Genomic DNA, 20,230 nt, shown 5'->3' on the forward strand with positions numbered 1-20,230 from the left:
TCCCCTCCGGGGAGAGGGAGGGACCCGCCGCGAAGCGGTGGGAGGGTGAGGGTGCCGGCAAGGATGGGTTCCTTGACCCTTGATCGACCCTCACTCGCCCGCTTCGCGGGCACCCTCTCCCGGGACGGGAGAGGGGATAAGCCACAGAACCACTCAGTTCTTGTTGGCGCGCTCGAAGTTGCGCAGGACCGTGTCGCCACGCTTCACCGCGTTGTCCAGCGCCTGCTGGGCGGTCTGCTGGCCCTGGAACGCCCGCTCCATCTCCTCCTGGATGATGTTGCGGATTTCCGGCAGGTTGCCCAGCCGCAGCCCCATGGTGTTCTCCGTGGTGGCCGTGCGGGTCAGCTGCTCCGCCGGCACTTCGGCACCGGGGTTCTTGTCGTAGAAGCCTTCCTTCTTCGCCAGCTCGAAGCCCTGGAGCGTCACCGGGACGTAGCCGGTGTCCATGTGCCACTTGGCGTCCACTTCCGGACGGGCGAGGTAGCTGAAGAAGGCGGCGACGGCCTTGTACTCGTCGGCGGTGCGCTTGGGCGAGGTCATCACCCAGAAGGCGGCGCCGCCGATGATCGAGTTCTTCGGCGACGAGATGGCGTCCGGCCAATAGGGCAGCGGCGCGGCGCCCCAATTGAACTTGGCCTCCTTGACGATGCGCCCGCGCAGGCCGGACGAGGCCTGGATCATCGCGCATTCGCCCGACGGGAACAGCGAGTCCGCGGCGTTGTCGCGGCCGCCGTAGCGCAGCGCGCCTTCCTTCTGCAGGTCGATCAGCGTCTGGAGATGCTTCACGAAGAACGGGTCGTTGATCTTCAGCGTGGCGTTCAGCCCGCCGAAGCCGTTGGCCTCCGACGCGAAGGGCTTGTCGTGCAGCGCGCCGACCTGCTCGAACTGCGTCCAGGTCGGCCAGGAGAAGGTCATCGGGCAGGTCACGCCCGCCGCCTTCAGCTTGCGCGCCGCGTCGGCCACTTCCGGCCAGGTCGCCGGCGGCTTGTTGGGGTCGAGCCCGGCCTTCTGGAAGGCGTCCTTGTTGTAGAAGGTGATGGTGGTCGAGCTGTTGAACGGCAGGGCCATCATCTTGCCGTCCTTGGAGCTGTAATAGCCCCGGACCGCCGGGATGTAGGCCGCGGCGTCGAGGCCAGACCCCGTCTCGCTCATCAGCTGGTGCACCGGCTTGATGGCCGGGCCGGCGGACAGCATGGTGGCGGTGCCGACCTCGAACATCTGCACGACGTGCGGAGCGTTGCCGGCGCGGAAGGCGGCGATGGCCGCCTGCATCGTCTCCGGGTAGCTGCCCTTGAAGGTCGGGTTGACCTGGACCTTGTCCTGGCTGTCGTTGAAGCCCTTCACCACCTGCTCGAGCTGGCCGCCGAGCGGCTGGGGCAGGCCGTGCCAGAATTCGACGACGGTCTTCTGCTGGGCGTAAGCGGCGCCGGTGAAACCGGCGGCGAGCGCGAAGGCGGCCGTCGAGACGGCGAGCTTGCGGCGGGTCAGCATGGTGGTCTCTCCCTGGAACCAATCGATTGCGTGATGTGCTGACATGCAGGGCGCGGGTTGCGGTCCCGCGACGGTCTTTTGAAGATTTGATGACGTGTCCCGAACGCGCGCGCAGGGGCGCGCCGCATCCGCTCCTCGCGGTTGCAACGTCGGTCCTGCGTAAGGCATGGAACGGGACTTAAGGCGGTGACGGGCGCTGCGCCGGCATCGATGGTTTTCCTCCCCGTATGTGTGTTTCTTTTTTGCAAGCCTTAAGGATAGAAGGGGAGGCTGTCAATCAGCCGTACGTATCAGTGCGGACTATCACCTTTACGTCATCTCTCGGGGTGCCATGTTTGGGCGAGCGCCCACAGCGCGGAGTCGTCCCGGCACAGGGACCCGGCCATCTGCGACAGGCTGTCCCCCATCAGGCCGGAGGAGCGCAGCAGGCAATAGGACCGGCTCGGCGCCGACAGGTAGAGCGCCGCCGAGGGAGGCGCGACCGGAGGGACCGGGTAGAGCGCGGCGGGCGGCGGGCAGTAATAGGGCTGCGCACCGGGGTTGTAGCCGGGCACCAGGCGATCCAGGCCGGGCCGCGGCCCGAAGACGCAGCCGCGCTGGTCCCAGTCCAAACTCGTCGTCTGCGCGGCGGCGGGCAGGACGACGAAGGCGGCCATCGTCATCCCCGCCAGACAACCGGCCAGCCGGCACCCTGCTTTGCGATGCATGCTTCCCTCCGATCCCAGGCCGCGCCTGTGGCGCACCCAGACCATGACGCCGGGGCCGGCGGGCCGTGAACGGCCTCGGCCTTCGGAGGAAGTATGCGCGCTCCATCGACGCCCGGCGCGGCGCCGATGGACGGGTCGGCGAGCGCAAGCGAGAACGGCGCTCTCTGTTCGTTCGGTGGGAAGGAGGAATGGCGGCTCCCCGCCCCGTCACGCCGCGCTGCTGCTCTCGACCGGCAGTTCCGCGGCGCTCTCCGCCGCCAGCGGGACGTCCACCGCGAAGACCGAGCCCTTGCCGGGCACCGAGCGCAGCGAGACCGGCAGGCCCATCAGCGCCGCCAAGCGCCGCACGATGGCAAGGCCGAGCCCCAGCCCGTGCCGGCGGTCGCGGTTCGGGTTGCCGAGTTGGCGGAAGTCGTCGAAGATCGCCGCATGGTCGGCGGGAGCGATGCCGAGGCCAGTGTCCCACACCTCGATGCGCAACGCCGCGCCGCGCCGCCGCGCCGCCAGCAGCACGCCGCCCGACTCGGTGAAGCGCAGGGCGTTGGACAGGATCGGGCGCAGAAGCTGCTCCAACAGGACCGGGTCGGTGCTCACCTCCGCGTCCGCGGGGCGGACGTTGAAGCGCAGGGCCTTGGCGTCGGCCTCCGGCGCGAATTCGTTGAGCAGGCGGCCCAGCGTCTCGTCGATGGGGAAGGTCTGCACCTGCATCCGGACCAGCCCGGCCTCCAGCTTCGACACGTCCAGCAGGGCGCGCAGAAGCCCCTCCGCCGCCTCGATCGACATCTCCAGCTTCTCGCCCAGATCGCGCGCGCCGGGATCGGTCAGGCGGCCCATCAGCAGATGGTGGAACAGGTGCATGGCCTGGAAGGGTTGGCGCAGGTCGTGGCTGGCCGCCGACAGGAAGCGCCCGATGGCGGTGCGGCCCGTCTCGGCCTCCTGGCGGACCCGCTCGGTCTCGGCCTTCGCCCGCTCGGCCTCGGCGCGGGCGGCGGCCAGCGCGGCGGCGTTGGTGTCGGCGATGGCGGCGACCGCGGTGACGACCCCGTCCGCGTCGCGCACCGGGCTCAGCACCATTTCGCCCCGGGGCAGCAGGCCAAAGGCCGACACCGGGACCCCGGTGAGGACGACACGGCGGACCTGTGCCTCCACTTGGGACACGATGGCCGCCGGAACGCCCAGCTCGGTCAGCTCCTTGCCGTCCGCCTCCTCCGGCAGGCGGCCGAAGGCCGCGGCAAAAGCCTGGTTGACCACGAGAAGCCGAGCGTCCAGCCCAAGCAGAGCGTGAGCGGCGCCGTTGGCGGAGACCAGAGCCTCAAGCCAGATCGCACGATCAGTCATATGACCTTCGGTTGAGTTCTTCTGGGTATACTCGACCACAACTTCACCGCAAAAACTGAGATTACAGCACACTTATCCGGCCACTTGGGCATCGGAGTCAAATATCACATGCAAAACTCACTTGGGACAAATTCCGTTTGAATGTGAAGGACAACGCCCCCATTGGCCCAAGCCGGCCGCGCAGGCTATAAGTCAGGTATGCTCTTCCGCCGCAAATCCCACTCCTCCAAAACCCAGGCCAAATCCCAGGCCAAACCCCAGGCGCCACGCCCGAAGGCCCCGCGCGCGCTGGCCGTCGCCGGCCTGCCCGTGCCGCTGGAGCTGCGGGAAAGCGCCCGCGCCCGCCGGATGACCCTGCGGGTGGACGCCGGGCGCGGGCTGATCCAGGTGGTGATCCCGGTGGGCGTTCCGGAGGCCGAGGCTCTGCGCTTCGTCGGGCGGCACGACGGCTGGGTCCGGGCGCGGCTGGCCGCCCTGCCGCCGCAGCTTCCCTTCGCCGACGGGGCGGTGGTGCCCTATCTCGGCGTCGATCACGTCGTCCGGCACAGCCCGGACCTGCGCGGGGCGACCCGGCGCGAGGACGGCGCGATCCTGGTCGGCGGCCGGGTGGAGCATGTCGCCCGCCGGGTGCGCGACTTCCTGATGGCGGAGGCGCGGCGCGAGCTGGCCGAACGGTCGCGCGCCAAGGCCGCGCTGATCGGCGCGCGGGTCGCCGCCGTCACCGTGCGCGACACCAAGAGCCGCTGGGGAAGCTGCTCCGCCACCGGGCGGCTCTCCTTCTCCTGGCGGCTGATCCTGACGCCGGAGTCCGTGCTGGATTACGTGGTGGGGCACGAGGTGGCGCATCTGCGCGAGATGAACCACTCCCAGCGCTTCTGGACCCTGTGCGCGCAGCTGACCGGCGACGTGCGCACGCCCCGCCTCTGGCTGAAGGCCAACGGCGCGCGGCTGCTGCGCTATGGCGAGGGAGCGGAAATGGTTTCACCTGCAAATGACGGTCATGCCGAAACGCCGTGACGGGGGCGCGCCGAGGCTCTGCTAGAGTGCGCCACTCCCACCGTCCCCGGCCCGACTCCCTCCATGCCCCGTCCCGATTCCCTGACCGTCCGCGTGCTGCTGACGGCGCTCGTCGCCTTCGGCCCGCTGTCCACCGACCTCTACCTGCCTTCCCTGCCGACGCTGGTCACCGTGTTCGGCACGGACATCGCCACGGTGCAGCTGACCCTCTCGGTCTTCCTTGCCGGCTTCGCGGTGTCGCAGCTCGTCTACGGGCCGGTGTCGGACCGGTTCGGGCGGCGGCCCGCCCTGCTCGGCGGCATCCTCATCTATCTGGTGGCGAGCGCCGCCTGCGCGCTGACCGACGACATCGAGACGCTGATCGGCGCGCGCTTCTTCCAGGCGCTGGGCGCCTGCTGCGGCCCGGTGGTGGCGCGGGCGGTGGTGCGCGACGTCTTCGGGCGCGACCGGGCGGCCACCGTCCTTGCCTACATGGCGATGGCGATGACCCTGGCCCCCGCCGCCGGCCCGATCCTCGGCGGCGTCCTGACGGAGTGGTTCGGCTGGCGGAGCAACTTCCTGCTGCTGACCGGCTTCGCCGCCCTGATCCTGGCCGCCACCTGGGCCCTGATGGGCGAGACCAACGCCAACCGCGACGAGACGGCGCTCCAGCCCGGCCGGCTGCTCGCCAATTACGCGCTGCTGCTGCGCGACCGTGGCTTCGTCGGGCAGATGCTGACGGTGGCCTTCGCCTACAGCGGCATCTTCGCCTTCATTTCCGGCTCCAGCTTCGTGCTGATCGGGCGGCTGCACCTGACGCCCGCGCAGTTCGGGGCGAGCTTCGGCGCGGTGGTGCTGGGCTACGCCGTGGGCTCCTTCCTGGCCGGGCGGCTGAGCGCGCGGCTGGGCGGGCCGCGGATGATCCGCACCGGCACGGCGGTGTCGCTGGCCGGCGGGCTGCTGGGGGTGGGGCTGGCTGTGGGCGGGGTGCTGCATCTGGCGGCGGTCATCGTCCCGGTCTTCCTCTTCCTGTTGGGCGCCGGGCTGACCCTGCCCAACGCCATGGCCGGGGCGGTCGGCCCCTACCCGATGATGGCCGGGCTGGCCTCCTCGCTGGTCGGCTTCGTGCAGATGACCGTGGCGGCGCTGATCGGCGTGGTGCTCGGGCACACCCACGCGGACAGCCAGCTTCCCATGATGACGGCGATCGGGCTGGTCGCCCTGGGCGCCGCGCTGGCGCACCGGCTTCTCGTCACTCCTCGCGCTTGACGGACTCCGGTATCCAGCGCAGGGCGTAGGAGAAGACGATGGTGACGGCGAGGCAGAGCGCCAGCGCCATGCCCGCCAGCACGTAGAATCCGGCCCCGCAGGCGATGCCCAGCGCGCCCGCCATCCAGATCACCGCCGCGGTGGTCGCCCCGCGCACCGTGGTTCCGGCGCGGAACATCACCCCGGCGCTGATGAAACCGATGGCCTGGGCGATGCCCTGGATGACGCGGGTGGGGTCCATGTCGCCCCCGCCGCTGCCACCGCCGCCCTTATGCCCGGCCATGCCCCAGTAGAGTTCCAGCGCAACCAGAGTCGTCACCGCCGCGCTGATGGCCACCAACGTGTGGGTGCGCAGCCCCGCCGCCTTGCCCCGGATCTCCCGGTCGAGTCCCAGCGCCGCCCCGCAAACCGCCGCCGCGGCCAGCCGGGCCGCCATGTCCCAGACCGGAATGGCCGTACTCAAGTCCATGTTATTCCTCCTTATTTTTACCTTTGCGTAACGCTTGCTACTTTTTTGCGCCCGGTCGCATTTTTCACTTTAAAAGGCGGCCCGTTCGATCTATGTAACCGCAACTCGCAAGCGCACGTGCCGCTGGCCCGCCCCTCGTCCTTTTCGAGATGTGGTTATGCAACGACGTAACGCGTGATCCCCGACCGTCCCTTAAGCAAGGCGGCGTCTTGGAGGTTACGATGGTTCATGTTGTTGTGGGTGGGCGCCGGCTCACCCGTCTCCGACTCTTTCCGGTTCTGTCCCGTTTGGCTCTTCCCCGCAAGGCGACACGGCAGTCCAGTATGGGCGGCCTGAGCGCCTGACCGTCTTTTCTTTCTGACCGGTCAGCAGCGCGCGGCCGCTCCGCCCCTGCTTTTTCACAATTCGTCCGACACCTTCATCTTGCGTCCGGGAGACTGAGATGACCGATAAGATTGCGCGCTTTTTCGAAGAGCAGCGCCCGCAGACCCCGTGCCTCGTCGTCGATCTGGACGTCGTGGAAGCAAACTACCACGACCTGGAGGAAGCGCTCCCGGACGCCCGGATCTTCTACGCCGTGAAGGCCAATCCGGCGCCGGAGATCCTCGGCCTGCTGACCCGTCTGGGCTCCGCCTTCGACACCGCCAGCGTCCCGGAAATCCAGATGGTGCTGGCCGCCGGCTGCGCGCCGGAGCGCATCTCCTACGGCAACACCATCAAGAAGGAAGCGGACATCCGCCGTGCCTTTGAGCTGGGCGTGCGCCTGTTCGCCTTCGACAGCGAGGCGGAGCTGGAGAAGATCGCCCGCGCCGCCCCCGGCGCCCGCGTCTTCTGCCGCATCCTGACCTCCGGCGAGGGCGCCGAATGGCCGCTGTCGCGCAAGTTCGGCTGCGACCTCGCCATGGCGCGGGAGCTGCTGCTGAAGGCCAAGGGCATGAACGTCGTTCCCTACGGCGTGTCCTTCCACGTCGGCTCGCAGCAGAAGGACCTGATGCAGTGGGACCACGCCATCTTCCAGGTGGCGCAGCTGTTCCGCGAGCTTGAGGTGCTGGGCGTCGATCTCGGCATGATCAACCTGGGCGGCGGCTTCCCGACCCGCTACCGCACCGACGTGCCGGAGACCACCGCCTACGGCCAGGCCATCTTCGAGTCCCTGCGCACCCACTTCGGCAACCGCCTGCCGGAAGCCATCGTGGAGCCGGGCCGCAGCATGGTCGGCAACGCCGGCATCATCGAGAGCGAGGTCGTCCTCGTCTCCCGCAAGTCGGCCAACGACGTGAAGCGCTGGGTCTATCTGGACATCGGCAAGTTCAGCGGTCTCGCCGAGACGATGGACGAAGCGATCCAGTACCCGATCCAGGTGATGGGCGACGACGGCGAGGGCGACAGCGAGGCGGTCGTGCTGGCCGGCCCGACCTGCGACAGCGCCGACGTGCTCTACGAGCGCGCCGAGTACAAGCTGCCGATGGACCTGAAGGCCGGCGACCGCGTGCGCATCCACGCCACGGGCGCCTACACGACCACCTACTCGGCGGTCTGCTTCAACGGCTTCGCCCCGCTCCAGCAGATCTGCATCTGATCGAGCAACGGTCCGTTTCAAAGAAAAGCCCCTCGTCCTTCGGGACGGGGGGCTTTTTCTTTGGCCGCTTGCGGAAATGCCGGGACCCGAATGCGAAAAGGGCCGCTCCCTTACACAGGGGCGGCCCTTTTCCTTGCGGTCTCCCGCAGCCGTGACGGCGGCATCAAGCCTTCCAGAACGGCTTGCTGATCTCGCCTTCGACGTCGATCTGAGAGATGCCGATGTCGTGCAGCATCCGGTCGTCCAGCCGAGCCAGCTCGCGGCGGGTGATGGTGCGCTGCCGCCACAGGGCGAACGTGTCCAGAACGCTGTCCAGCACATACGCCACCGGAGCAGGGCGCAGGGTACGGCCGACGGGGGCCGTGCGCAGAGCGATTGCCATGGTGGTCATCCTATCTTTGAAGGTCCCGAGGGGGCCTGCCGGAAGTGGCCGCCGCACCCTCGCTTTGTGAGAAAGAATATTGCTCATCCTGCGCAAACCCGCCACCGCCATGTGGGTATGCGAGCCGTGTGCTTTCTCGATAGCTGTCGTAGGAATATCACCGATGCAAGAATAATGGACGAATGCACAGCTTTTGGGCGCCACAAATTGTGCAGTTCACCAACAAACAGTGTTTGAAACGGAGCGCTGGACAGCCGCCGCGGCGCGTCCTACCTCTGATCCCGACCGTCGTCCGACACCGAGTTCTTCCCATGATCGACACCATCGCCTTCGACGGCGACGACACGCTGTGGCACAACGAGTCCCTGTTCTCGATGACGCAGGACCGCTTCCGCGCGCTGCTCGCCAACCATTTGGCCGACCCGGCGGACATCGACCGGCGGCTGCTGCAGGCCGAGCGCGAGAACCTCCGCGTCTACGGCTACGGCATCAAGGGCTTCGTCCTGTCGATGATCGAGACGGCGGTGGATCTGACCGACGGGCGCATCGGCGGGCGGGACATCCAGAGTCTCGTCGAGTTCGGCAAGGCGATGCTGGAACACCCGGTCGATCTGCTCGACGGAGTGCAGGAGGTGGTGGAGGGGCTGTCCGGGCGCTACCGGCTGCTGCTCGTCACCAAGGGCGACCTGTTCGACCAGGAAAGCAAGATCGCCCGCTCCGGCCTCGCCGGGCGCTTCGACGCCATCGAGATCGTCAGCGAGAAGGACCCGGCCACCTACCGCCGCCTGCTCGACCGCCACGGGGTGGACCCGGTGCGCTTCGTCATGGTGGGCAATTCCGTGCGGTCGGACATCCTGCCCGTGCTGGCCGTCGGCGGCCACGCCGTCCATGTGCCCTACCACGTCACCTGGGCGCACGAGGTGGCCGAGCCGCCCGCCGAGAATTACCGCCGCATCGACAGCCTGCACGGCCTGCCGCCGCTGCTCGCCGCCTGGTGAATGGGAGACGTATGATGAGCTTCGCCCTGCTGACCGACCCCGCCCGCCCCGCCGTGGAACCCGAGACCGGCGGCCCGGCCCCCGACCGCGTCCTGTCCGGCGCCCCGGTCTTCACCACCTGGAACGAGTACGAGTCGGCGGACGGCAAACGCTTCGCCGGGGTCTGGCGCTCCACCCCCGGCTCCTGGCGGATCGTCTATGACGAGTGGGAGTATTGCGAGATCCTGGAGGGCGCCAGCGTCATCAGCCACGCCGACGGGCGCCGCTGGACCGTCGGCCCCGGCGACCGCTTCACGCTGGAACCGGGTTTCGAGGGCGTGTGGGAGGTGCTGGAGACCACGACGAAACGCTACGTGGTCATGCTGCCTTGAGAGGCGCTCAGCCACGCTCCCCGAACAGGTGAACGGCGCCGAGATCGGCGCGGTTCAGCACAACCACCGCCTTGCGCCCGATTTCGACGGCCAGCACGGCGAGCGCCAGCATCGACACCGCCAGGACGATCCGCGCGATGTCGCGCGCCCAGGCCCGCCGCTTGCGCCGCCGGGCTGCCAGATGCGCGGCCAGCTTTTGCCGCAAGGCGCTGCCGCGCCGCCCGTAGCCGCGCGTCCATCCACCCCAGCCACTCTCTATGGGCGGCGGATCATTCGGCGCGGGTGTCGTGGGAACGGGCAGTGCGGCGCCGCCCGCAGGCGGCGAATCGGCGTCGGGCGCGGTGGTCCGGCTGGCGGTCGCGCCGGGCGGGTCGGTCGCGGTCACGGCGGTCTTCCTGCGGCGGAGGAACGGTCGATGGGCCGTTATCTACGCCATTTTCATGAAAGCGCAACACGCGGCGCCCCGGCGCCCGGAAAGGACACGCGAAAAAGGCGAGGCCGCGGCGGATTGCCTCGCCCCGCCTCCACTGCGTCAGCGACGGCCGCGGGGATCGCGGCTCAGCCCCTTGCTTTCCAGCTCCGCCAGATACTCCGTCCACAGGCGATCCTGGTCCTCGCCCAGCTCGTACAGCAGCTTCCAGGAGTAGATGCCGCTGTCGTGCAGGTCGTCGAAGACGATCCGCAGGGCGTAATGGCCGATGGCCTCCAGACTCATGATGCCGACATGGCGGCGGGCCGAGACGGTCTGCTTCTGGCCGGGACCGTGGCCCTGCACCTCGGCGCTGGGGCTGTGGACGCGCAGGAACTCCGCCGGGTAGGAGAAGGTCCGGCCGTTGTCGAAATCGACCTCCAGCCGCTTCTCCTCCTTCTTCAGCCGGACTTCCACCGGCCAGTGCTTGGTGCCGAAGGCGTCCGACGCGAACCGCTCGTCGGACATCAGGCGGCTCCCGGCTTCCCGTCGAGGCTGCGGGCCTCGTCGATCAGCATGATCGGGATGCCGTCGCGGATCGGATAGGCCAGCCCGGCGCGGTCGCTGATCAGCTCGGCGCGCTCGGCGTCGTAGCGCAGCGGCCCCTTGGTCAGCGGGCAGACGAGGATCTCCAGAAGCTTCGGATCGACGCGCGCCCGCGTCTTGCCGTCGGCTTGCGGATCGTCGTGGGGATGGGCGCTCATGGATCGGGCCTCGCAGTCGGAAAGTGCAGTGTCGGTTGTAAGGACGATGGGCGCGGTCAGTGGCGCAAGGCGCCGCCGCCGTCCCCCTCGTGACCGTCGAGAATGGCCATCTCGACCAGGGCGATCAAGAGCTTCGCACGCTCCGGCAGGTCGGGCGTCTCCAGAAGGGCCTGCTTTTCACTGGGCGAGAAGGGGCAGATCATGGCCAGGGAGGTGACCAGCCGCTCGTCCGGCGTGCCGTCGATGGCCTTCCAGTCGACCGACAGCCCCTGCATCCGGAAATAACCCTTCAACCCGGCCAGCAGACGCGGGCGGTCCAGCGCGCATCCGTCGCCCATGGCTCCCCCGCGCTCCAGCGGATCGATCAGGTCGCCGGAGAAGCGGTCCCAGTCCGCGGCGACGCGGCGGTAGCCGCGCTGGCCCTCCAGCTCCCGCATGATGGCGAAGCGGCTGACTCCGGTCAGGGTGATGATGTAGCGGCCATCCTCGGTCTCGGCGAAGCTGGTGATCCGCCCGGCGCAGCCGGTGCCGTAGACCGCCGGCTCACGCAGGCGGCAGGCCGGGTCGGTCGGCTGGACCATCCCGATCATGCGGTCGCCGGCCAGCGCGTCCTCGACCATCGCGAGGTAGCGCGGCTCGAAGATGTTCAGCGGCAGACGCCCGCGCGGCAGCAGCAGGACCCCCGCAAGCGGGAAGATCGGGAGCTGCCGCGGGAAGCGGTCCGGTGACGGGTCGATGGGGTTCCGGCTCATGCGACGAATATAGAACCCCCGCGCACGGCGAACAGAGCGGCCTGGAGCGGAACAGGCCGCGGTCCGGAGTCGCCTCTGGACCGCCGCCCCCCGCGATCAGCGGAACAGGATCGAGGACAGCCGGCGGCGCGTCTGGATCGTCAGCGGATCGGTCGGGCCGAAGGCCTCGAAGAATTTGACGAGCTGCTTGCGGGCGGCCTCGTCGTTCCAGCCGCGGTCGCGGCGCACCAGTTCCAGAAGCTCGTCCACCGCGGCCTCGCGCTTGCCGGCGGCGAACAGGGCGAGCGCGAGGTCGAAGCGGGCCTCGTGGTCGTCGTGATTGCGGGCGACCTTCTCCATCAGCTCCGGGATCGGGCCGGCGTTGGCGGCCTGCTCGGCGACCTCCAGCGCGCTGCGCACCGCGGCGATCTCCTTGTCCTTGGCGATCGGTTCCGGCACCTTGTCGAGCATCTGCTTGGCGCGGGCCAGCTCGTCGTTGACGATCAGGCAGCGGACCAGCCCGGCGTAGGCCACGGCGTTCAGGTTCTCCGGATCGGCCTGCAGGATCTCGCCGTAGATCTCCGACGCGGTCTGGGTGTCGCCGGCCTCCAGCGCCTCCTTGGCCTGGGCCAGCGCCTCCTCGATGACGTCGCCCGCGTCGCCGCCCGCGGCCCCGGCCAGCTTCACCAGCTTCTCCACGAAGGCCTTCACCTGCGACTCTGGCAGGGCACCCATGAAGCCGTCGACCGGACGCCCCTGGAAGAAGGCGTAGACCGCCGGGATCGACTGCACGCGGAGCTGCGAGGCGATCATCGGGTCCTTGTCGGTGTCGATCTTGACCAGCCGCACCTTGCCCTTCGCGGCCAGCACCGTCTTCTCCAGGATCGGGCCGAGCTGCTTGCACGGGCCGCACCAGGGCGCCCAGAAATCGACGATCACCGGCACGGACTGCGACGCCTCGATGACGTCGGCCATGAAGGCGCGGTCGCTGCTGTCCTTGATCAGGTCACCGGCGGCGGGGGCGGCACCGGCGGCGGCGGGCTTGTTGGCGGGCGGAATGGAGAACATGGCGGTCACGTATCCCTTTGCGATCTCGCGTGATAGATGAGCGCACGGGGCGCGTTAAGCAAGCGTCGGCTGAGAGTCCGGCGGCTCCTCGCCGAAGGGCACGATCAGCGGCTCGTGCCCGCCGGCCCGCAGGAAGCGCAGCAGATCCGCGGCGGCGATGGCCGTGGTGCGGTCGTTCAGCAGCGGATGGTAGTTCAGCGGGTCGTGGGCCAGCATCTGCTCCTGCAGCACCACCCGCACCCGCCGCTCGCGGTCGTTGACCAGCGCGAAGGGCGTGACCGAACCCGGCCGCACGCCGAGATGCCGCCACAGCCGGTCGGCGGAGGCGAAGGACAGCCGCGCCGACCCGATCACCTTGTCAAAGCGGTTCAGCTCGACCCGCGCATCCTCCAGCGCGACGACCAGCCAGTGCTGCTCCTTCTTGTCCTTCAGGAACAGGTTCTTGCAGTGGCCGCCGGGCAGCGCGCCGCGCAGCGCCTTGCTCTCCTCCACCGTGTGCAGCGGCGGATGACGGTGGGTCACGGTGCGGATGCCGAGCGCCGCGAGATGCTGCAGAAGCTGCTCCGGGCTCGTCGGCAGCGGCTCCTCGGCCCTGCCCTCGGGGGTGTCGCGGGTGTCCATGGAGCCATCTTTAGCGTTGCCGGGAATATTCGTCCGGGAAAATCCGTCCAGGCGCCCGAGAAAAGTGAAACATGACGCTTGCATTGCGCCGATCCATGAGTATAGTCCGCCGCACGCCGCCGGACGGCACCGGAACAACGGTCCGAACGGCAGCGAAACGGAGCGCGGGCGTAGCTCAGGGGTAGAGCACAACCTTGCCAAGGTTGGGGTCGAGGGTTCGAATCCCTTCGCCCGCTCCATTTTCCCGACGGAGGCGGTGATCCTCCAGGCGGGAAACAAGACAGTGGATGGAAAGGCTGGGCCTTCGGGTGCCGGCCTTTTTCGTTTTTTCCTCCCGAGTCATCCCGCTCCCCGCGCGTTGCGATTCCGCAACCGACGCCTCACCCTCCCCGACTCCCCTCGCCCCGAATCAACGCAGCCATACAGGGCGCGCCACCAAATGGCGCAATCGAAAGGTGCGAATCCTGGCAAATCCCATACTTATGTAGGTCATTCCCCGCGCTCATATCCCATATGAACGCGTGAATAAATTTACTTATTGGCAACCTACTTGCGTATGACCCCCGGAAGGACTAAGCTTCAAATGCGAAACAAATAGAACTTCTATCCGTTTAGGGTTGTATGCACCATGGATGGTCCGGTCATGTCGGACGGGCTAAGCCCGTGATTTTCCCGGATAGGACGCTCCTGTCCGGCCGGCGTCCGCCGCTCCGGCAACGCCGGCCCTCCCCCGCCTGATCGTCACCGGCTCCGCTGTCGTCGCGCTGCGACCGGCGGTGCCGCTGGTCGCGCTTCCAAGCCCCGCTTCGTACAGCCCAGACGGCAATCCGCCCAGACGACAAGAGGTCCTTCCCATGGCTATGCAACGCTACATCGTGAATTTTCCGCGCCTGTCCCCGGACATGCTGGACATCTGGAAGACGGTCCCCAGCAGCATCGCGTCCGACGTGCAGAACCGCTGCCAGAGCATGGACGCCCGGATCAAGCCCTGCGCCCCAGGCATGCGCATCTGCGGGCAGGCCCGCACCGCCGTGTCGATGCCGGGCGACAACAGCATGCTGCTGACCGCCTGCAGCCTGGCCGAACCGGGCGAGGTTGTGGTGGTCGCCGGCGCCGGCCTGGAGGAGGTGGCGCTGGCCGGCGAATGGGTGGTCCGCGGCTGCAAGTCGCGCGGCCTGGGCGGGCTGGTGATCGACGGCTCCGTCCGCGACCTTCAGGAAATCCGGACCATCGGCTTCCCGGTCTTCGCCAAGGGCTCGGTGCCGCGCGGCCCGCACAAGTCCTTCGGCGGCAAGATGGACGTGCCGGCCGGCGTCGGCGGCATGGTGGTCAATCCGGGCGACCTCATCATCGGCGACGACGACGGCGTGACCGTGGTGCCGCTGGCCGTGATGGACGAGGTGCTGAGGCGCTGCCTGGAGCTGATGGCCAAGGAGAAGGTGTGGTCGCAGCAGCTCGACGCCGGCAAGTCGCTGATGGAGGTGCTGGGCGTGCCGGAACCGGAGATCGTCGAAACGCCCACCCTGCGCTGACCCCCAGCGCCTCCGCCGGACCACGCGCGCCGGCGAACCGCACAGCCCCTTGAGCCGCCCCAAGACCGGTTTCCGCTGCCATGACGCTCATCTTTCAAATCGTGCTGCCGATGTTCGTCCTGGTCGCGCTCGGCTTCTACGCCGGGAAATCGGGCAATTTCAGCAACACGGCGGCTCAGGGGCTGTCGCGCTTTCTCGGCATCTACGCCCTGCCCGCGCTGCTGTTCGCGGCGATGGCCAAGGCGAAGATCCCCGATCCCATCGAATGGGGCTTCGTGGCGTCCTTCTTCGTCGCGGCCTTCATCATCTTCGGGCTGGGTGCCGCCTGGATGCTGTCCATCCGGCGGCGGGACGAGGCGGCGATCGGCGGCTTCGCCCCCTCCTTCTCCTCCATCGGCCTGCTCGGCGCGCCGATCCTGATGGACGCCTACGGATCGTCGGTGGCCATCCCGGTGATGCTGCTGATCCTGTTCCAGTCGCCGCTCCTCTTCACCACGGCGACGATGATCGCCGAGGCGCAGCGGACGGCGGGCGGGCGGCCGGTCGCCGCCGCGGTCAATGCCGTCAAGGCGACCCTGCTCAGCCCGATGATCCTGTCCATCGTCGTCGGCATGGGCTTCAACCTGACCGGCGTTCATGTGCCGGACGCGGTCATGAAGGCGGCGGACTACGCCGCGGCCACCGTTCTGCCCTGCGCCTGCTTCACGCTGGGTACCGCGCTGTCCTTCGGGAAGCTGTCGGGCAAGTTCGGCCAGGCGCTGGTCCTGGCGGTGATGAAGACGGTCCTGCACCCGGTGCTGACCTGGGTCCTGGCGGTGGAGGTGTTCCACCTGCCGCCGGACTGGCTGGCCCCCGCCGTGACCGCGGCGGCGCTGCCCATCGGCGTCAACGTCTACGCCTTCGCCGAGCGCTACCAGACGGGGCGGGAACTGGTGTCCATGTCGCTTCTGCTGTCCACCCTGATGTCCCCGATCTCGATTTCCGTCGCCTTCATGGTGGCGATGGGCTGACACGGTCATTTCGACGCAGGCGACTTTCATTATGCGTCCATTTGACGCTTATCACGCACGCCCGACCGTGCGGAACTCCAGAAAACCACGCCAGATAGAAAGCATTCGTCGAAAATCGCTGTTATTTCCGAATGTCCGGTTCGGTCAACACGATTGATACACGAATAGAGACTCTGTATCTTCCACCTTGAAGCGTCAAAACCGCTTTCATCAGGTCGATCTGACAGCGTTGGTTCTATGAAACGCTCCTTTTTGCGAGAAAGACGACTGAACTCCGCCGCCGCGCCGGCGACGGGATCGGCCACCCACGAAGACAGACATACCGAAGTATGCACCCATCCTGCTCAAAGCCAGGACGGCTCTTCGTCTCGTTCATGACCCGATATTCCAATGCTGTCGAAATCAAAGAGCATCGATCTTTACGAGAATTTCAGAAAAGGAGGCCCAGCCTGTGTCCGCATCGGGACGGGCGGGATCTCCCGGGACCCCACCGCGCCCGCGGCCAAGGGGTCTTCCGCAATACCGCAGGAAAGAAGGGCATCCAGATGATCATTCGCAGCAAGTTCCTGGCGCTGGCGGCCGGGACACTGGCGCTGGCCATGTCGACGACCGCGCTGTCGACGGCCCGGGCCGCCTATCCCGAGAAGCCGATCACCGTGGTCGTCGCCTACGACGCCGGCGGTTCGACCGACGTGACCGCGCGCCTGCTGGCGCCCTTCATCGAGAAGCATCTGGGCGGCACCCGGATCGAGGTGGTGAACAAGCCGGGCGCCGGCGGCGAGATCGGCTTCGCGGCCATCGCCGACGCCGCGCCGGACGGCTATTCCATCGGCTTCTGCAACACGCCGAACATGGTCTCGATCCCGATCGAGCGTCAGGCCCGCTTCTCGGCGGACCGGCTGGACCCGCTGGTGAACGTCGTCGACGATCCGGGCGTGTGGAGCGTTCCCGGCGACAGCGCCTTCAAGACGCTGAAGGACGTCGCGGAGCACGCCAAGGCCAACCCGAACACCGTCACCGTCGGCACCACCGGCGTGGGCTCGGACGACCAGCTCGCCATGCTGCTGGTGCAGCGCCAGGCGGGCGTGCAGTTCACCCATGTGCCCTTCTCCGGCTCCGCCGCCAACTACAAGGCGATGCTCGCCAAGAAGATCCAGATCAGCGGCCAGAACCTCGGCGAGGGGCTGCGCGGTCAGGCCTCCGACCAGATCCGCGTGCTGGGCGTGATGAGCAAGGAGCGCTGGAAGGCCGCCCCGGACATCCCGACCTTCGCGGAGCAGGGCTACCCGGTGCTGATGGCCTCGCTGCGCGGCGTCTGCGCGCCGAAGGGCCTGCCCGCCGACGTCCGCGCCAAGCTGGTGGACGCCGTCACCAAGGCCGCGACCGATCCGGAGTTCGTGGCGAAGGCCGAGGCCAAGGAGACCTTCCAGCCGCTGCGCGTCCTCGGCCCCGACGCCTTCGCGGCGGAGCTGAAGCAGCTCGACACCGAGCTGAAGTCGCTGTGGCAGTCGTCGCCCTGGCTGAAGTGATCCGGGGCTGACGCGACCCGGGCGGGCTGGTCCGTCCGGGTCCGGCCCATCCGCGAAACCACCCGCCGCCGGCCGCCCGGCCTGCGACGGGTGCGGTTCAAGCCCCCTGACCATCCGGCGCCAACGGACCGGCCAATGGTTGAAGCAGGTGCTCCATGACTTTCCTCAATCACCTCCACATTCCCACCAAAATGGGAATCCCGGCGGCGACAGCGATCCTGGGCATGCTTGCCATCGCGTTGCTCGGCGGCTCCGCCATCACGGAACAGTCACGCCTGCTGGACACGCTGTTCAATCGCTCCTTCACGCGGGAAGCGGATGTCCAGGCGTTGACCGACACGCTGACCGTCGCCCACGCCGGCCTCTACCGAACGGTGATCCTCAGCACCGCCAACGCCTCTCCCAAGGCGGTCGAGGATGAATCGAAGGCCCTGACCGAACAGATCACCAAGCTGAAGACCCAGGCGGACAAGATGAAGGGCCAGTCCGCCGCGACCGAGGAGGAGGGGCAGATCCTCCAGCGCTTCGGCTCCGACACCGCGGCCTATCAGGCGAAGGTGACCAGCTTCCTCGACCTGCTGAAGATGGGCGTCGATCCGCTCGACTTCCTGCAGGAGGTCCAGGCGGCCTACGGGCGCCTGAACGGCACCGCCCGCGACTACCTGACCTACCAGCGCCAACAGTCGGCCGACGCCTACGCCAATGTGAACGCGTCGGTCGACGCGACCACCCAGGCCTTCGTCGCCTCGGCGATCGTCGCCCTGCTGATCACGGTGGGCGTCGCGCTGTTCATCGGCTTCAACATCGCCCGTCCGGTGGTCCGCCTGACCATGGTCATGGAACGGCTGGCCCAGGGCCGGCTGGAGGACGAGGTGCCCGCCGCCGAGCGCGGCGACGAGATCGGCCAGATGGCCCGCACCGTCCGCGTCTTCAAGGAGAACGCGCTGCGCGTCCAGGAGATGGCGCGCGAGCAGGAGGCCATGCGCGCCCGCGCCACCGAGGAGCAGCGCCGGGCCATGAACAGCCTCGCCGCCGATCTGGAGGCGTCGGTCAAGGCGATGATGGGCGAGGTGGTGCGGTCCGCCACATCCATGCGCGGCGAAGCCAACGTCATGCTGGAGAACGCCCGCCAGACCAGCCACCACAGCGACTCGGTCGCCCACGCCGTGCAGGAGGCCACCAGCGAGGTGGAGAGCGTCGCCGCCGGCGCCGAGCAACTCCGCGCCTCCATCGACGAGATCACCCGCTCCATCACCCAGTCGACCCAGCTCGCCCGCGGCGCGGTGGACGAGGCCGGGCGGACCGACTCGATCGTCCAGGGCCTCAGCGAGGCCAGCCGGAAGATCGAGGAGGTGGTCGGCCTCATCAACAACATCGCCGGCCAGACCAACCTGCTGGCGCTGAACGCCACCATCGAGGCGGCCCGCGCGGGAGAGGCCGGCAAGGGCTTCGCCGTGGTGGCCCAGGAGGTCAAGAGCCTCGCCAACCAGACCGCCAAGGCCACCGACGAGATCGGCGCGGAGATCGCGGCGGTTCAAGCGGCGACCACCGCGGCGGTCAACGCCATCCGCGCCATCGTCAACACCATCCGGCAGGTGGACGAATCGCTCAGCACCGTCGCCGCGGCGGTGGAGGAGCAGGACGCCGCCACCCGCGACATCAGCGAGCGTTCGCAGCGCGCCGCCACCGACACGGTGGCCGTGCTCCAGGAAATGCGGCTGGTCCAGCAGGCGGCGGAGACCACCGGCCATTCCGCCGGCGCCGTCCAGACCACGACGGAGGAGCTGTCGCGCAGCTTCAACCGGCTGGACAACGAGATCGAAGCCTTCATCACCCGCATCACCGCGGCCTGACCGGACAGGACGCCGCCCATGAAAAAGGCCCCTCTTCCGCTTGGGAGAGGGGCCTTTCCTATGTGGCCTGTCCTGTTCGCTCGCCCCGGTCACTTCAACCAGGGGAACTCGCGCCAGAGGTTGCGGAAATCGCCGTCCAGCTCCTTCAGCTCCGCGGAAAAGGCTTCCGAATCGAGGATGCGCAGCGGCTGGTAGGTGTCGCGGGCCTTGCTCTGGAATTCCGGGTCGTTGGCGGCCTTGGTTACCGCCTCCACCAACTTGGTGCGGATCTCCGGCGGCAGGCCCTTCGGCGCGCCGACGCCGCGCAGCGACGCCATGGTGATGTTGTAGCCCAGTTCCTTGAAGGTCGGCAGGTCGGGCGCCATGTCCCAGCGCTGCGTGCTCATCACGCCCAGGATGCGGATGTTGTCGCCGCCGGCCTTGCCGCGCAGCCCCTCGCCCAGATTCTGGCCGCAGATCTGGGTGTGGCGGCCGAGCATGGAACGGTAGTTCTCAGCGCTGCCCGGAAACGGCACGTGGGTGAAGCGGACGTCCGCTTGGCGCTGGAGCAGCAGCATGCCCAGATGGTCGTCCGACCCGACGCCGGTGGAGCCCAACGTGATGGTGTTCGGGTTGGCCTTGGCCTGGGCGACCAGATCCTCCACCGTCTTGTAGGGGCTGTCGCCGTGGACCGTCATGATGCCCGGGTCGTCGACGATGTTGACCAGCGCGTCCAGCCGGTCGAGCGTGAAGCGGGCATTGCGCTCGATCGGGATGGTGACGACGTTCGGCGTGTTGATGAAGCCGATGGTGTAGCCGTCCGGCGTGGCGTCGGCGATGGCCGCGAAGCCGATCTCTCCCCCGGCGCCGCCGCGGTTCATCACCACGATCCGCGCGCCGCCGCCCAGATATTTTTCGATGTAGGGCGCCAGCATGCGCGCGGTCACGTCGGTCGATCCGCCGGCCCCGTAGGCGACGATCATGGTGATCGGCTTGTCCGGGTAGGCGGCCTGGGCCGCCGTCGCGCCCAACAGCAGGACGCAGGAGGTCAGGAGGCTTGAAAAGAAACGTCTGGCTTTCATGGTCGGCTCCGCCAAATGCTGCCGCCCGATTACCACAACGGAGCGCCGCCAA

At 68.1% G+C, this 20,230-nt stretch carries 21 protein-coding genes and 1 tRNA gene; 10 read left to right on the plus strand and 12 right to left on the minus strand.

The window, feature by feature from the left end:
- Nucleotides 1-153: 153 nt before the first annotated feature.
- The 3 genes from ugpB to DS837_RS08835 all read right to left on the minus strand — a co-directional run bounded on the left by ugpB (nucleotide 154) and on the right by DS837_RS08835 (nucleotide 3,536).
- Nucleotides 154-1,491, minus strand: a complete 1,338-nt coding sequence (gene ugpB, locus DS837_RS08825; RefSeq protein ID WP_149164400.1) for a sn-glycerol-3-phosphate ABC transporter substrate-binding protein UgpB — start codon at nucleotides 1,489-1,491, stop codon at nucleotides 154-156.
- Nucleotides 1,492-1,805: 314 nt separating this feature from the next.
- On the minus strand, nucleotides 1,806-2,198 hold the full coding sequence (locus DS837_RS08830) for a hypothetical protein (protein WP_149164401.1): 393 nt from the start codon (nucleotides 2,196-2,198) through the stop codon (nucleotides 1,806-1,808).
- Nucleotides 2,199-2,405: 207 nt separating this feature from the next.
- The gene (locus DS837_RS08835) at nucleotides 2,406-3,536 is read right to left on the minus strand and encodes a sensor histidine kinase (protein ID WP_149164402.1); all 1,131 of its coding nucleotides are present in this window, start codon (nucleotides 3,534-3,536) and stop codon (nucleotides 2,406-2,408) included.
- Nucleotides 3,537-3,734: 198 nt separating this feature from the next.
- Here DS837_RS08835 and DS837_RS08840 point away from each other — a divergent pair, with 198 nt between their 5' ends.
- Nucleotides 3,735-4,553 carry a M48 family metallopeptidase gene (locus tag DS837_RS08840; RefSeq protein WP_149164403.1) on the plus strand — a complete coding sequence of 273 codons (819 nt, stop codon included), beginning with the start codon at nucleotides 3,735-3,737 and terminating at the stop codon, nucleotides 4,551-4,553.
- A 63-nt stretch (nucleotides 4,554-4,616) separates the two neighbouring features.
- A complete protein-coding gene (locus DS837_RS08845) occupies nucleotides 4,617-5,801 on the plus strand; it encodes a multidrug effflux MFS transporter (protein WP_149164404.1) in 1,185 nt (394 codons plus the stop codon).
- Here DS837_RS08845 and DS837_RS08850 read toward each other — a convergent pair.
- Nucleotides 5,785-6,270, minus strand: a complete 486-nt coding sequence (locus tag DS837_RS08850; protein WP_149164405.1) for an MgtC/SapB family protein — start codon at nucleotides 6,268-6,270, stop codon at nucleotides 5,785-5,787. The two genes, DS837_RS08845 and DS837_RS08850, sit on opposite strands and share 17 nt — an antisense overlap.
- A gap of 442 nt (nucleotides 6,271-6,712) precedes the next feature.
- Between DS837_RS08850 and DS837_RS08855 the strand changes: the two genes are divergently transcribed.
- Nucleotides 6,713-7,849: a type III PLP-dependent enzyme gene (locus DS837_RS08855; RefSeq protein ID WP_149164406.1), complete on the plus strand. Its 1,137-nt coding sequence runs from the start codon at nucleotides 6,713-6,715 to the stop codon at nucleotides 7,847-7,849.
- 163 nt (nucleotides 7,850-8,012) lie between these two features.
- Here DS837_RS08855 and DS837_RS08860 read toward each other — a convergent pair whose 3' ends face one another.
- The gene (locus DS837_RS08860) at nucleotides 8,013-8,231 is read right to left on the minus strand and encodes a DUF1127 domain-containing protein (RefSeq protein WP_145622892.1); all 219 of its coding nucleotides are present in this window, start codon (nucleotides 8,229-8,231) and stop codon (nucleotides 8,013-8,015) included.
- A gap of 311 nt (nucleotides 8,232-8,542) precedes the next feature.
- Between DS837_RS08860 and DS837_RS08865 the strand changes: the two genes are divergently transcribed.
- Both DS837_RS08865 and DS837_RS08870 read left to right on the plus strand, forming a co-directional pair.
- Nucleotides 8,543-9,229 carry an HAD family hydrolase gene (locus DS837_RS08865; protein WP_149164407.1) on the plus strand — a complete coding sequence of 229 codons (687 nt, stop codon included), beginning with the start codon at nucleotides 8,543-8,545 and terminating at the stop codon, nucleotides 9,227-9,229.
- Nucleotides 9,230-9,240: 11 nt separating this feature from the next.
- Nucleotides 9,241-9,600, plus strand: a complete 360-nt coding sequence (locus tag DS837_RS08870; RefSeq protein ID WP_247889829.1) for a cupin domain-containing protein — start codon at nucleotides 9,241-9,243, stop codon at nucleotides 9,598-9,600.
- A gap of 7 nt (nucleotides 9,601-9,607) precedes the next feature.
- Here DS837_RS08870 and DS837_RS08875 read toward each other — a convergent pair whose 3' ends face one another.
- The 6 genes from DS837_RS08875 to DS837_RS08900 all read right to left on the minus strand — a co-directional run bounded on the left by DS837_RS08875 (nucleotide 9,608) and on the right by DS837_RS08900 (nucleotide 13,193).
- Complete coding sequence (locus DS837_RS08875; RefSeq protein WP_149164408.1) at nucleotides 9,608-9,985, minus strand: hypothetical protein; 378 nt, start codon at nucleotides 9,983-9,985, stop codon at nucleotides 9,608-9,610.
- 147 nt (nucleotides 9,986-10,132) lie between these two features.
- Nucleotides 10,133-10,537, minus strand: coding sequence for a gamma-butyrobetaine hydroxylase family protein (locus DS837_RS08880; RefSeq protein WP_149164409.1), 405 nt, complete (start codon nucleotides 10,535-10,537; stop codon nucleotides 10,133-10,135).
- A complete protein-coding gene (locus DS837_RS08885; protein ID WP_149164410.1) occupies nucleotides 10,537-10,773 on the minus strand; it encodes a Trm112 family protein in 237 nt (78 codons plus the stop codon). Before DS837_RS08885 ends, DS837_RS08880 begins: the two co-directional genes overlap by 1 nt.
- A 56-nt stretch (nucleotides 10,774-10,829) precedes the next feature.
- On the minus strand, nucleotides 10,830-11,525 hold the full coding sequence (locus DS837_RS08890; protein WP_149164411.1) for an LON peptidase substrate-binding domain-containing protein: 696 nt from the start codon (nucleotides 11,523-11,525) through the stop codon (nucleotides 10,830-10,832).
- A 96-nt stretch (nucleotides 11,526-11,621) separates the two neighbouring features.
- Nucleotides 11,622-12,572, minus strand: coding sequence for a thioredoxin family protein (locus DS837_RS08895; protein WP_149164412.1), 951 nt, complete (start codon nucleotides 12,570-12,572; stop codon nucleotides 11,622-11,624).
- A gap of 54 nt (nucleotides 12,573-12,626) precedes the next feature.
- On the minus strand, nucleotides 12,627-13,193 hold the full coding sequence (locus DS837_RS08900; protein ID WP_149164413.1) for a prolyl-tRNA synthetase associated domain-containing protein: 567 nt from the start codon (nucleotides 13,191-13,193) through the stop codon (nucleotides 12,627-12,629).
- A gap of 164 nt (nucleotides 13,194-13,357) precedes the next feature.
- Here DS837_RS08900 and DS837_RS08905 point away from each other — a divergent pair.
- The 5 genes from DS837_RS08905 (at nucleotide 13,358) to DS837_RS08925 (ending at nucleotide 19,117) form a co-directional block, all read left to right on the plus strand.
- Nucleotides 13,358-13,432 (plus strand) — tRNA-Gly (locus tag DS837_RS08905).
- Nucleotides 13,433-14,047: 615 nt separating this feature from the next.
- On the plus strand, nucleotides 14,048-14,725 hold the full coding sequence (locus DS837_RS08910) for an RraA family protein (protein WP_149164414.1): 678 nt from the start codon (nucleotides 14,048-14,050) through the stop codon (nucleotides 14,723-14,725).
- Nucleotides 14,726-14,805: 80 nt separating this feature from the next.
- Entirely contained in the window at nucleotides 14,806-15,735 is a 930-nt protein-coding gene (locus tag DS837_RS08915; protein ID WP_149164415.1) for an AEC family transporter, read from the plus strand.
- Nucleotides 15,736-16,280: 545 nt separating this feature from the next.
- A complete protein-coding gene (locus DS837_RS08920) occupies nucleotides 16,281-17,264 on the plus strand; it encodes a tripartite tricarboxylate transporter substrate binding protein (protein WP_149164416.1) in 984 nt (327 codons plus the stop codon).
- A 155-nt stretch (nucleotides 17,265-17,419) separates the two neighbouring features.
- Nucleotides 17,420-19,117: a methyl-accepting chemotaxis protein gene (locus DS837_RS08925; RefSeq protein ID WP_149164417.1), complete on the plus strand. Its 1,698-nt coding sequence runs from the start codon at nucleotides 17,420-17,422 to the stop codon at nucleotides 19,115-19,117.
- An 89-nt stretch (nucleotides 19,118-19,206) separates the two neighbouring features.
- Here DS837_RS08925 and DS837_RS08930 read toward each other — a convergent pair whose 3' ends face one another.
- Nucleotides 19,207-20,178, minus strand: a complete 972-nt coding sequence (locus DS837_RS08930; RefSeq protein ID WP_149164418.1) for a tripartite tricarboxylate transporter substrate binding protein — start codon at nucleotides 20,176-20,178, stop codon at nucleotides 19,207-19,209.
- Nucleotides 20,179-20,230 lie beyond the last annotated feature (52 nt).

This window comes from Azospirillum brasilense (assembly GCF_008365405.1).
Classification (GTDB): Bacteria; Pseudomonadota; Alphaproteobacteria; order Azospirillales; family Azospirillaceae; genus Azospirillum; species Azospirillum brasilense_D.